This window comes from Rhodococcus sp. JS3073 (assembly GCF_026810085.1).
GTDB classification, from domain to species: Bacteria; Actinomycetota; Actinomycetes; order Mycobacteriales; family Mycobacteriaceae; genus Rhodococcus_F; species Rhodococcus_F wratislaviensis.
Genome location: NZ_CP113952.1, coordinates 614,831 through 626,423, shown reverse-complemented (window position 1 = coordinate 626,423; position 11,593 = coordinate 614,831). Strand labels below are relative to the sequence as shown.

The window sequence follows — 11,593 nt, the reverse complement described above, 5'->3', positions numbered from 1 at the left end:
GCGAGCCGACCACGATTGCCGATTCGGTGGGCCGATGCCTCCCGGGGCGGCGAAACCGTGCCGCCGTTGCTTTGAAGTAGTCGCAGACCATAACCAGTAGCGCACTACCAACCGTCCGATGACCTGACGCTGCACGGCAACGAGCCTGCCCGAACCTCAAAAGCCGTGTTGCCGTGCACAAAGGGATCACTACTCCAGCACTTCGCGCCCGCCCGCGCGCGGCGACGAAGCCGTCCACCAGGACACAGGAAGGCCATCCGCTGCTGGACGTGCTCGGTTCCGGCTGGGATCTCGCCCATCCGGATAGCACAAATTGTCAAAACCGGTTGGTTTCTAACTTGATCGTCCTCCCCCGCTCTGGCATTGTCACGGGTCCTTTGCAGCTCAAACCATATTTGAACGTCTACCGCGAGCGTCCATCACCGAATACCCCGACTCGGACACCGCTTCCGACAAACTGCGGGAAGCATCTCTCTAACCGAGAGTTGTAGGCACGGTCGGCGATGAGATGGCGCGCCTTCCCGATGGTGTCGCCGAGTGCCTGGACTCCGGGCAGGCCGCTGACTCCCTTGTTCGCCCCCGCCGGCGAGAGGTTCATCGCCCGGGCCACGTGCACAACCGGGCCACGGCCGGGAGCGGACGGTACATCCGTGATCACTTGCAGGTCGAAGCCGCAGAAGAATATACCTTCCTCGAACTCACTACTACGCCAGCCCATTCGGGCGTCTATGCCGATCGTGTAGATGTAGCGGGCATCCGACCCGGCCGGGGCGTCCAGCAGGTGACACCACAACGTGGCATCGCGCAGGGCCTGCGCGACGGCGCGGTCGTCCCACTCCGGATGGCGCGGCGACCGGCACGCCTTCATCAACCGCCGCAACGCGTCGTTGACGCTCTTGTAGCTGATCTCGACGTGCGCGGGCAGTCCCACCTCCCGCACGAACTCACGCGCCGCACAGTGCTCGATCACCACGATCACCCGATCGAACTGCCACGGCTCGGTCCGGTGAACAGTGGTGGACACCTCGTGCAATCGACGAACCCTGCCCTTCCCGCTCACCAGGGCACCGCCTTCGCGAGGGCGTCGAGTTCGGCCGCCGTCCACGCCCGCCGCGGCCTGCGTTCCAGACTGCGCGAGAGCGCAAGGATCTGACGTTCGCCCACCCCCGACAGATCCCGGAACACCGGCAGCGGCACCGTTTGCAGCATCGCCAACACCCACGTGCACCGCAACCTCGACGACGTCACCGGCCGCAGACCGGGCGGGAGATCACAGTGCTCCAACACTTCCCCGACGAACTCGACCCGCGGCACCGGATCCCGGAACAGGTGCCCTCCGCCCGCCTGCTCCGCGGACCCGAGCACCGCCTCGCGGTACACCATCTCGGCGCCGGCCAGGCCGGCGCCGACACCGAGGGCCACCGCCGCGGCCAGACCCCGCCGACGGACCGCACTCGCCTGCCGCGGCGCCCACCACAGCAACGTCTCCACCTGCTCGCTCGTGTACGGCGGCGACACCGGGCTGTGCGGCAACGCCTGACGGCTCCCACGGCGCCACCCGCGTGATCCGCCGCGACAACGCCGTCAGCGCCGACCGGCGACAGGACCGTGTCGCGTCCGCCAACCCGGGGACGGTGACCGCGTACCGGTTCACCGTCGCCGGATGAAAGATCTGCTCGACATCCAGCGGCAACCCCTGCTCGCGCGCCCACGCCACCATCGACGTCACGGTCGAGATCTGGTTCAACCACTGCCGCGTGCAACACGGACCGAACCCCCGCCGGACGACGTCACGCACGAACGCCGCGATCTCCTCCCACTGCTGCGCCGGCATCCGCGGGGTGTACTGCTCGATGATCTCCTCCGATGTCCGCAGCGCCATCACTGCCGCCCTCCCGCCAACCGCCGCCACCCGGGCGACCCGACTTCCGGCGCAGCAAGATACGGCACAAGATCCGAAAACGCCTTTCCGCTCACGATCCCGGCGGCCGCGAAGATCTCCGCCACCCCACAATCGGACAACACACCGGTCAGCCACGTCGACCGCAACCGCGCCACCGCCAACCGCGGCAACCCAGCCGGGTACTCGAACGAGGCGCACAGCGCCGCCGCCTGATCGGCGCCGGCCCGCTGCGAGGCCACCAACGGCCCCGCACCCGCCCCCGCAACGACCCCCTTCAGCCTCTCGACCCACCCCGCCCGCACCGGCACCACCCGGCCCGCCGACACCGATCCGAGGACCACCGCCACTACCCCGTCGACCTCGATCACGTCGGCCGCCGTGACCGCGAACAGCTCCCCCGGACGGGCACCGACCCCCACCGTCAACGCCAGAACCGCGGTCATCGCCTGCACCCGAAACGGCCCGTTCTGCGCCTCTGCGGCCGCCCAGTACGACTCGAGCTGCTCGTGCGTGTACGGCGCCGACAGGCCCCGCCGCGACCCGCCCATGCCGGGCGCCGGCCACGGCGCCCGCCGCGTCACCGCCCGCGCCACCGTGCGCAGCCGCGAGACCTCCGTCGACCACGAGGTCGGCGCCAACTCCCGCATCCCGGTCACCCGATACCGCTCCAGGCGCCGTTCGTGATAACCGTGACGGCGACGCCGGGTCATCACCCAGGCGAATACACCTACTTGTCTTCGCTTTTCGCGCAGCTGCACGATGACCCGCCGGGCGGGTGGGCCGATCTTGGTCAGAAGCTGGTCGAGCGTGGACTTCCCCTGGCTCCCGGGTGGGACAAGGGGAAATGGGACTGGAACGACCAAGCAAAAGGTTCTCAGCGGCTGCAGCATCAGGCCGTCACCCGCGTCCGGAAGTGGATGACCGACTGCGACCCGCCCGTCATGGTGCATCGCGACGCGCCCTGGGGGCCGCCACCTGTCGACGGCCTGCCACTCGACTTCACCGCCACACAATGGGCTGCGTACCACCAGGACTGGAGTGAGTTCCGGAGCGCGATGAGGATCGCCCGCCAAGGGAACGACACCGCCCGCGGCCGTGCCGCTCTGATGCGGTTCCGGCAGAAGGCAGGCATGCTGCGAGCCCCGCAGACCGCCGAGTTGGTAGCCGCACACGTCGAACGCGGCTACCAGGTACTCGTCGCCGTCGAATTGGTCACCACGGCCGCCGACCCGGTGGCCAGCCTCTTGGAGGAGCACGGCATTGGCGTCTCGCGCATCTTCGGCGGGGGCGATCTCGAGACGGAGCGCATGAGATTTCAGCGCGGCCACAACCCGGTCGTGGTGTTCAACACCGCATCTGCGACCAATCTGCAGGCGTCCGAGTTGATGGTCGACGGTTCCCGCGCCTCATCGGCACGTCGCATCGGGTTCTTCCACCAGCCTCGCTACTCCGGAATTGCCGCACGCCAAACGATGGGTCGTGCGCATCGCGACGGGCAGGTTTGCTCATGGTCACTCCTGTTCGCCGTCGGAACGGTGGAAGAGCAGGCGGCTCGGATCATGATCAATCGGCTCATGGTGACATCAGCCAGTGTCGATGGTGATCTCGGGGCGTTCGGAAAGCTCGCGCGACTGTTCGACACAGACAGGCTTCCCGAAAGCATCATCGAGTAGAAATGACGCCTGGACCAGGACTCCTGCAATCGAGAGTGAGCGGATCCTAGGTCGACGCTGCCACTAGGGGCAAGATCCGGACGAGTGGAACGACGCGTGATGACCGCCTGACTGCCATAATCGCGCTGCCCGGTCACGAGCTACGCGGCCGGGCAACAGCATTCGAGGAGCGGACACGATTACAGAACCAGCCTCGAGGCGTGTTTCAGCGTTCACATTTGCGCAATCCTCAGATCCGGCGCATCACCGATACCACCTTGCCCAGGACGACTGCGTCGTCGCCGTCAATCGCGGTATAGGCGGGATTGCGGGGCTCGAGGAAGACGTGGCCATCGCGGTGCCGAAGCACCTTCACAGTGGCCTCGCCATCAATCATCGCGGCGACGATCTCGCCGGAATAGGCTTCGTCCTGGCGGCGCACCACAACGACATCACCGTCGCAGATCGCGGCGTCAATCATCGACTCACCGCGCACCCGCGGCCCGAACACGGTGCCCGAGCCGACCAGCTCGCAAGGGAGCGTCAGCATCTCATCGGCGTGCCTCCGCGAGGATCGGCGTGCCGGCTGCGATGCCACCGACTACCGGTACCGTCACATTGTTGTCAGACGAGCGACCGTGCGTCGCCCCGGACAGGAACGGGAGCACATCCAATTGCTTGGACACCGACGACGTCGACCGCAGGCCCACCGCGTCCCCGATCTGTCGGGTGCTCGGCGGGCATCCGTGTGCAGCCACCCAGTCCCGGATCGTTGCCAGAATCCGCTGCTGGCGGGATGGCAGGGTGGAGGCGTCGAGGCCGTCGTAATCGGTCAGCCGAAGAATCGTAGGGGTGACAACATTTCCTTGGTCTATGTGGAGGCGTGCGACCACGAGCGAGTCTCTGAACGATTGGCCTCCCTCGACATGCTAGTGCAGTCAGTGCGTTTCGCTGGACGGACGCCATCGCGAGCCTTGCGCAAGCACGGTGATGACCTCAGCCTGTTCTTCGGTGGGTGCGCCGAACCGATGCGCGCGCCCGGCTCGCAGGTATGCGCTGTCGCCGGCCTGCAGCCTGACGGTGGTGACGCCGTGGTCGAGGACGAGGTCGATCACTCCGCTGGTCACATGGACCCATTCGTCGCCGGGGTGGGTGGCGTCTTCGGTCATGGCCGACCCTTGGGCTAGGTGGGCGATGCCGGCTAGTAGGTCGCCACGGGTGTCGGGCGACGCGAGGTAGATGTCGATGCCGTCGGCCGGTGAGTAGAGCTTCTTGCGATCACTGCGCCGTACCGCCGTCTCGGTGGATGACTGAACGGGAAGGAGGTCGGCGATATCGATCCCGTAAAGGTCAATCAGCCGGCGTAGTCGGCCGAACGTGATGTCGTTCGTTCCGTTTTCGACCAGGGATAGAAACGATTTCGAGATTCCGGTAGCGAGCGCGACCTGCTGTAGCGACAGCCCTCGCCGCCGTCGAACTTCCCGGAGCGCGGGACCGATCGACGGTTCCCCCTCCGACGGGTTTGGGGTATTGCTCACCGTAGGATCCGACACGTCTTCCAGTTTGCTGGACATTATTCTAGTTTATCAAACAAGGCTGGCGCGGTTACCGAATGACTCACACTCGCCGCGGCTTCCGATGGCGGCGGTGGTGGTACGGGGCACTGCGGCGCGCATCACCTCCGCCCGGGACGGTGATCAGCAGGATTGTCATTCGAGGTGTGCGACGCCCTCGGACAGATGTCCGTGTACGACTTTCCAACCCTCCGCGAATCTGTGGAGTACCACGGTGATCCGGATCGAGATCGCGCCTTCGCCTGGCACCACTACACCGGGGTTGTCGAAAACCCATGCGCAGTCGCCGTACATGTACCCGGCGGGCTGAGAGCCGATCAATGCGCATGGCGGGTACTCGGCGAAGTGGTCGAGCAGCGCCTGAAGTGTCAGGTTCGAGTCGGGCGCCGACGACACGGTGAAGATTGCGGTGTCTTCCGGCGGCGCGGACAACGAGGCGACTTTCGCCCCGTCTCGCGCATGGCCGGCGGCAATCCAGTCGCGAGCGACTTCCACGACATCGGGTGTCGCACGTTCCATAGCGGTGTCCTTCCGTGGTGATCACGTGACGTCTGTTGAATAGGAGGGTGTTTAGACAGGCAGCGACTGGAGACCTGGACGGAGCCGGGTCGTTCCCCGCGCACATCGGTGCGAACGACCCGGCCCCAGCGTCGGCGATACCTGCTCCCGGGGCGGGCCGGGGTCGCAGCCTATGCCCCGATCAGCACACGTCGTCCGCTGCGATGACTGGTCAGACGCTACTCATCTCAGCGGGCAGACGCTCGGTGCGGTGATATCCCCCGAATCCGTTCACCAGGCCCAGTTTCCCCGCGACCACGTACAGCACGAACGCGAAGGCGAAGGCATTCACCGGAGGTATGCCGACCGGAACCAGCGCCCCGAACAGTGCGGATAGCACCCACACGACGATGGTGGCCGGTACCCAGCGCGGGGCGGAGTCGGGAAGGGTCGCGGTGGAGCGAGTGCGGTCGAGGTCGGCCCGCCACCGTTTGACCACGAAGTATTCGGCGACCATGATGCCGCCGACGGGGGCGAACACATAGCCCTGGGCCGAGGAGAGCTCGACGAACCAGCCCAGGATTCCTGCTGCGGCGGCACCGGTTCCAACGGCACCGAGGACGACGGTGACCGTCGCACGATGAACGCGTCGACCGATGATCGTCTCAATGCAATTGACCACGGCGAGGCTGCCGCTATACAGATTCCAGTCGTTGATCTTGACGGTACCGAGCACGATGACCAGCACTCCTACCCACCCGACGGAGGATAGGACGATCGCGCCGACATCCGAAGTGCGTGCGGCGAGGGCGAGGAGGATCCCGGCGACACCGACGACGTATTCGCCGAGTGTGATACCGACGACGGTCTGTTTGATGACGTCTGCGACACTGCGGTTGAACCGGGACATGTCGGGGGTGATCACTGCACCGACGAAGAACGATCCGGCGACGAAGGTGGCGCCGGCGATCAGTGACATCGGTGGGCCTGCCGGCAGCGATCCGATCACCTCGGAGAGCGGGTGGCGGAGCATTTCGCTGGTTATCGACCAGGTGACCAGCACGAGGAACAGCGGCACTGCGAGGTAGGCGGTCCACGCCAGAGACGAGATGCCGTAGACGACGATCACGGTGACTACCAGGCCCGAGATCACCGCCCAGGCCCAGACGGGAAGGGCGCCGAACAGCGAGGCGAGGCCCTGGGCGGCGATCCCCGATTGGACACCAAAGCCAGCGGTGATCGCCAATCCGAGCATCAGCGATAGCAGGGCCGCGCCCCCGGTACCGAGACCAGTCCATCGGGCCAGCAGTGTGGTCGACAGTCCCTCGCGCACACCGATGATGCCGATGAGGATAGCCGCTAATTCGATGACGACGGCGCCCAGAGTCAGTGCCAGGACGGCGTTCCAGAATTCCATTCGGAATCCGAGCATGGCGCCGACCAGGAACTGGGTCAGCGCGGATATTTGTCCGAAGCGTTGGACGGCGATGCCGAACCACGCCCGTCGGCCGGTATCGGGCACGCGGTCCAACGCGTAATCGTCAGTGCCGTTCGATGCCATAGTGGCTCTCCTTGATGCGGGCGAACAAGGCTGGGCGCGGGGCGCGCTTCAGCCTGAGTGACCGCCCACGCGCAGGACGCGGAATGCGTCCTCCGCGGGGTGCGGGGCGAGATGGTGGAGTCAGAGAAGTCGTTTGACGCCTTCGGACAGGTGTGAGTGTGCGACCTTCCAGGCGCCGTCGACGCGACGCATGACGAGAGTGTGCCGGGCGGTGATCATGCCGTCGTGGCGCATGTCGACTTCGGGGAAATCGACTGTCCAGGCTGTGTCTCCGTCGACGAATCCGTGCGGTGCCGAGGTCACTGACCTCCGTGGGGGTACCTCGCCCAGGTGCGCGAGGAGATCGTCGAACCGATAGTGCGCGTACGGTTCGGATCCGATGGTGACGATCCAGTCGGCCGTGAACGTGCAGGTGTGTGCGGTGACGAAGTCTCGGTCGCGGCTCAACGCTGCGTTGAACCAGTCCGTGGCCAGTTTCAGAACCTCGGTCGGCGCAGGTGTTAGCGGCATGAGTCGGCTTCCTTCTTTTCGTGAGATCAACGGCGACGGTGCCCGTGTTGCCAGACCTGGGTGATCTTCTTCCGGTAGTCGACGAGGTCGAGTGGGTCGCCTTCGACGCACACGAGGTCGGCGAGTTTCCCGGGCTGGACCGTTCCGACCGTGTCGCCGATCCCGAGCAGTTGGGCGGCGGCGGAGGTGCCAGAGGTCAACGCGCCCAATGCAGTCATGCCTGCGGTGTGGAGGAAGTCGAGTTCGTCGAGGTTGTCGCCGTGCGGGAAGACACCGCTGTCGGTGCCCATCGCGATGCGCACCCCCGCGTCGACGGCTCGGGCGATCGAGATCTGGTGTTGGTCCGCGGCGGCGCGGGCCTTGTCGAGTACAGCAAGCGGGAGTCGAGTCCCCGTGGCCGCGGCGCGAAGCAACGCGTGACTGGCCATCAGGGTGGGCACGAGCCATGTGCCAGTCGCGACGAGAAGATCGATGGCCTCGTCGTCGAGGAACACACCATGCTCGATCGAGTGGACACCGGACCGGATCGCGTTCTTCACCCCTTGTGCGCCTTGCGCGTGCGCCATGACGTCGAGCCCGGCGGCCGTGGCCTCCGCGACGCAGATGTCGAGTTCCTCTGCGCTGAAGTGGGCGTGCCGGGGATCGTCGCGGGGCGAGATAACCCCTCCCGATGTGCAAATCTTGATGGTGTCGGCGCCGGCACGAACCAATTCACGGACCCGGCGACGCATCTCATCGGGGCCATCGACGATCATGCCGGGACGCCCGGGATGCGGCTGGAGCAAGGGAACGCACCCGCCGCTGGCACACCAGCCGTCGGTGTGTCCGCCGGTCTGGCCGAGGACCGTGATCGCGGTGAGCAATCGGGGGCCCTCGATCAAACCGTCGGCGACGGCCTGTTTCATGCCGAGGTCGGCGCCGCCGGCATCACGCACGGTGGTCACGCCGGTGTCCAGTGTCAGCGCCATGTTTCGGGCCGCTGCGTAGAACTGGTAGGAGAAAGGCTCCTGCAGCATCCGTTGCTGTTCGACACCGGAGAACACCGTGTGCACATGGCAGTCGATGAAGCCGGGCATCACCGTCAGCCCACTCACGTCGACGCCTTCGTCGCCGTCAAGCCCCGAACCGACATCGACGATGATGCCGTCTTCGACGACGACATCGGCGGCCGCGGGCGCGGCGCCCGTGCCGTCGATGACCTGACCGCCATGCAGGACTATCCGGCCCGGACCGCTCACGACGCCGGCCTTGCGGCGTCCGGGGTGCAGACGGGGACGAAGTCCAGGTCGTAGCCGAATCTGCGCGGACCTGCCAGCGCGAGGCCGTCATCGGTCCGCCATTGCCGGTCGCTCGACAACCCGAGAACCGCGACCCGGTATCCGTAACGGATCTCCTCGGCGGGGATCGGTTCGCCGGTCTCGAGTATTACAGTCATGATCAGGTCAGGTGTGGTGGCCACGGTCTCGCCGCCGAGCGTCGCGATCAGGTACTCATTCTGGAAGCCCACTCGCATGGACTGTCCACCGAATGCGTCGATGCCATCGAGGACGGCCTCGCCGCGGTTCCACCCACCTTCGATGCGTCGGGCGACGTCGACGACCTTGCCGTCGAAGAGCCGGACGGCGCCGTGTTCGTCGACGATCGCGTCGACGGGATTGCGGTGATCGGCGCGCGCGGTCCTGACCGTCCTGCCGAGCCGGGCAGCCAGACTGACCGTGCCGCCGACCAGCCACTGCTTGGCCTGAGCGCCGGTCATCGGGTAGAGCGCAGTCATCGTCATGCACCCGGAAGCGACCATGGCCGCACGCCCGATCGCCTCGGCCCACGCGTTCGTCTCGCTGGTGAGAACAATGCGGTTGCCATGTTCATCCACGATCGACATCGGGCTGATCCGCCCGCCGTGCAACGTGGGTGTGACCAGGTCCATGTACGGAAATGCGCGACCCATACCGTCGGCATCGACCATGGGAATGCCGTGGGCGGCCGCGGCCGTGGCCGGCAAGATTGCGTTCAGCCCGCCCGCCTCACCGGGCACCAGGTGCGTGAACCGGTACCCGAGGTGGTCCTCGAGAACTTCGACCGCGGCGATGATTTCCTCTGCGCGGGGCAATTTTTCGTTGAGAACCCCGGGCGCTCCGAGCCCTGCGACGAATGCCAGTCGGGCGTCGTCTGGGACGTCGGCGAGATCGATCACCGGAATCGGCCCATACTTTCGGATCGCCTCGCGTGCGAGGAGTTTGCCGATGTAGGGGTCACCCCCGCCGCCGACCGCCAGGATCGTGGCACCGATGGCCATGTCTTCGAGCAGTTCCTCATCCAGCAACATCGACGCTGTCCTTACTGTTGTTCGTTTCGGTCGCGGGCAGGTCGCCGACTGCGCGGACCCGCACGCGAATCGCAGCGCTGTCCTCGAGGTAGGCCAACGGGATGTCTTCCTCGTCGACGATGCGTACCGTGTCGGCCGCGGCGCCGGCGTGGACTGCCTTGGCCACTGCCTGAGCGCGGGCATCGGCAAGTGCCTCGTCCCGCGTCTGGGCCGTCAACGAATAGAGCTGGTCGATTTCACCGCTGACATTCGCCGCCGCTGCTCCGACAGCGTTGGCTACCGAACCATGGGCGGGACGGGTCACCCCGGCAACTCCGGGAATCCGGTCACCGACGAGGAACGCCCCACCGCCCACCGCAACAACCGCCACATCGCCCGCCTGTAGCTTCGCCTTGTCGATCGCTTCCGCGATCCGACCCTGGACGAGCCCGAGGGTGGCGTTGACGACAGACGGGTCCAGGTCGGCGACCCGCGCCGGATCACCGACCACGGCCACCCCGGCGGCGACCGCGACATCGGTCAAGGTGAGCGTGTCACCACCGAACACCAGCGCCCGTTCGGTCAGCCGATGCCCGACGCTGTCCGGGCCCACGGTGACAGTGTCGCCGGCGCGGCGGACAATGCTCCCACCACCGATGGCGAGGGAGACGACATCCGGGATACGGAAGTTCGTGCGCACCCCGGCCACATCGACCGCGACCGCCGACTCCCGAGGAAAGCCACCCTGCAGCAGGCCGATGTCGGTGGTTGTTCCGCCTACGTCGACCACCACGCAGTCACCCGCGCCAGCCTCGAACGCCGCGCCCCGCATCGAGTTCGTCGGCCCGGACGCGAAGGTCAGCATCGGGAACTCCCGCGCGAGTTCGAGGCCCATCACGGTGCCGTCGTTTTGCGATACATTCAGCGGCACGTTCAACCCGACTTCGGCCATCGCCGACGCAAACCCGGCGACGACGTGCGCCGCCAACGGCCGCAGCGCGGCATTGAGGATCGCCGCGTTCTCCCGTTCGAGGATGCCGAGTCGGCCGATCTCGTGCGACAAGGTCACCGATGACTCCGGGCACTCTGCCCTGATGATGTCGGCGGCCAGCCGTTCCCCTTCCGCGTTCACGGGAGAGAACACCGAGCTCACCGCGAACTGCCGCAAACCTCGGGCGGTCGCCGACCGTGCAATTGTCCGCAGCGTCTCGACGTCCAGCGGTTGCATCGGAACCCCGGTGAACTGGTGTCCTCCGGCGCACACGTGGACCTCACCGAGTACGGCGTCGCGTAGCGCCGTCGGCCAGTCGACCATTGGCGCGAGCGTCTGCGGCGGTGTCGCCAGCCGAATCGCGACCACCGGCGCGAGCCCGCGTACCTCGACTAGAGCATTCACGAAGTGCGTGGTGCCGATGTTGACGGCGTCGACGGCGCCCATGTCTACCTGGCTGGCAACGTTTCGTAGTACGGCCGCGACTCCATCCAGCACATCCGCTGTCGTTGGAGTCTTCGCCCACACTGCCACCCGCGTGCCGTCCAGCACCGCCGAGTCGGTGTTGGTGCCCCCGACATCGATGCCGATCCGCATGG

The 11,593-nt window shown here is 66.4% G+C and carries 11 protein-coding genes and 1 pseudogene; 1 reads left to right on the top strand and 11 read right to left on the bottom strand.

Going from position 1 to position 11,593, the window contains the following annotated elements; all coding sequences use genetic code 11:
* Positions 1-403 precede the first annotated feature (403 nt).
* The 3 genes from OYT95_RS40750 to OYT95_RS40740 all read right to left on the bottom strand — a co-directional run bounded on the left by OYT95_RS40750 (position 404) and on the right by OYT95_RS40740 (position 2,613).
* Positions 404-1,024 carry a hypothetical protein gene (locus tag OYT95_RS40750; RefSeq protein WP_268793192.1) on the bottom strand — a complete coding sequence of 207 codons (621 nt, stop codon included), beginning with the start codon at positions 1,022-1,024 and terminating at the stop codon, positions 404-406.
* A 32-nt stretch (positions 1,025-1,056) separates the two neighbouring features.
* Positions 1,057-1,533 (bottom strand): hypothetical protein, encoded by a 477-nt coding sequence (locus tag OYT95_RS40745; protein WP_268793191.1) that lies wholly within the window; start codon positions 1,531-1,533, stop codon positions 1,057-1,059.
* 348 nt (positions 1,534-1,881) lie between these two features.
* Positions 1,882-2,613 (bottom strand): hypothetical protein, encoded by a 732-nt coding sequence (locus OYT95_RS40740; protein ID WP_268793190.1) that lies wholly within the window; start codon positions 2,611-2,613, stop codon positions 1,882-1,884.
* Between the two features lie 21 nt (positions 2,614-2,634).
* Here OYT95_RS40740 and OYT95_RS40735 point away from each other — a divergent pair, with 21 nt between their 5' ends.
* A complete protein-coding gene (locus tag OYT95_RS40735) occupies positions 2,635-3,576 on the top strand; it encodes a hypothetical protein (RefSeq protein ID WP_268793189.1) in 942 nt (313 codons plus the stop codon).
* 229 nt (positions 3,577-3,805) lie between these two features.
* Here the strand turns inward: OYT95_RS40735 and lexA are convergent.
* The 8 genes and pseudogenes from lexA to OYT95_RS40695 all read right to left on the bottom strand — a co-directional run bounded on the left by lexA (position 3,806) and on the right by OYT95_RS40695 (position 11,591).
* Positions 3,806-4,430, bottom strand: a pseudogene (gene lexA, locus OYT95_RS40730) (transcriptional repressor LexA).
* 63 nt (positions 4,431-4,493) lie between these two features.
* Entirely contained in the window at positions 4,494-5,129 is a 636-nt protein-coding gene (locus OYT95_RS40725; RefSeq protein ID WP_268793188.1) for a helix-turn-helix domain-containing protein, read from the bottom strand.
* 135 nt (positions 5,130-5,264) lie between these two features.
* Complete coding sequence (locus OYT95_RS40720) at positions 5,265-5,648, bottom strand: nuclear transport factor 2 family protein (RefSeq protein ID WP_268793187.1); 384 nt, start codon at positions 5,646-5,648, stop codon at positions 5,265-5,267.
* Positions 5,649-5,859: 211 nt separating this feature from the next.
* The gene (locus OYT95_RS40715; protein ID WP_268793186.1) at positions 5,860-7,188 is read right to left on the bottom strand and encodes a purine-cytosine permease family protein; all 1,329 of its coding nucleotides are present in this window, start codon (positions 7,186-7,188) and stop codon (positions 5,860-5,862) included.
* A 120-nt stretch (positions 7,189-7,308) separates the two neighbouring features.
* Positions 7,309-7,698 (bottom strand): nuclear transport factor 2 family protein, encoded by a 390-nt coding sequence (locus tag OYT95_RS40710; protein WP_268793185.1) that lies wholly within the window; start codon positions 7,696-7,698, stop codon positions 7,309-7,311.
* A 26-nt stretch (positions 7,699-7,724) separates the two neighbouring features.
* Positions 7,725-8,936 (bottom strand): metal-dependent hydrolase family protein, encoded by a 1,212-nt coding sequence (locus tag OYT95_RS40705; RefSeq protein ID WP_268793184.1) that lies wholly within the window; start codon positions 8,934-8,936, stop codon positions 7,725-7,727.
* Positions 8,933-10,024, bottom strand: a complete 1,092-nt coding sequence (locus OYT95_RS40700; protein WP_268793183.1) for a DUF917 domain-containing protein — start codon at positions 10,022-10,024, stop codon at positions 8,933-8,935. The genes OYT95_RS40705 and OYT95_RS40700 overlap by 4 nt, the downstream gene beginning before the upstream one ends.
* Positions 10,011-11,591 (bottom strand): hydantoinase/oxoprolinase family protein, encoded by a 1,581-nt coding sequence (locus OYT95_RS40695; protein WP_268793182.1) that lies wholly within the window; start codon positions 11,589-11,591, stop codon positions 10,011-10,013. Before OYT95_RS40695 ends, OYT95_RS40700 begins: the two co-directional genes overlap by 14 nt.
* Positions 11,592-11,593 lie beyond the last annotated feature (2 nt).

What these genes read in the sequence shown, in the direction of transcription:
- OYT95_RS40740 (WP_268793190.1), bottom strand. Translation starts at nt 2,613, where the DNA reads ATGACCCGGCGTCGCCGTCACGGTTATCACGAACGGCGCCTGGAGCGG.
- OYT95_RS40725 (WP_268793188.1), bottom strand. Translation starts at nt 5,129, where the DNA reads ATGTCCAGCAAACTGGAAGACGTGTCGGATCCTACGGTGAGCAATACC.
- OYT95_RS40720 (WP_268793187.1), bottom strand. Translation starts at nt 5,648, where the DNA reads ATGGAACGTGCGACACCCGATGTCGTGGAAGTCGCTCGCGACTGGATT.
- OYT95_RS40715 (WP_268793186.1), bottom strand. Translation starts at nt 7,188, where the DNA reads ATGGCATCGAACGGCACTGACGATTACGCGTTGGACCGCGTGCCCGAT.
- OYT95_RS40710 (WP_268793185.1), bottom strand. Translation starts at nt 7,698, where the DNA reads ATGCCGCTAACACCTGCGCCGACCGAGGTTCTGAAACTGGCCACGGAC.
- OYT95_RS40700 (WP_268793183.1), bottom strand. Translation starts at nt 10,024, where the DNA reads ATGTTGCTGGATGAGGAACTGCTCGAAGACATGGCCATCGGTGCCACG.
- OYT95_RS40695 (WP_268793182.1), bottom strand. Translation starts at nt 11,591, where the DNA reads ATGCGGATCGGCATCGATGTCGGGGGCACCAACACCGACTCGGCGGTG.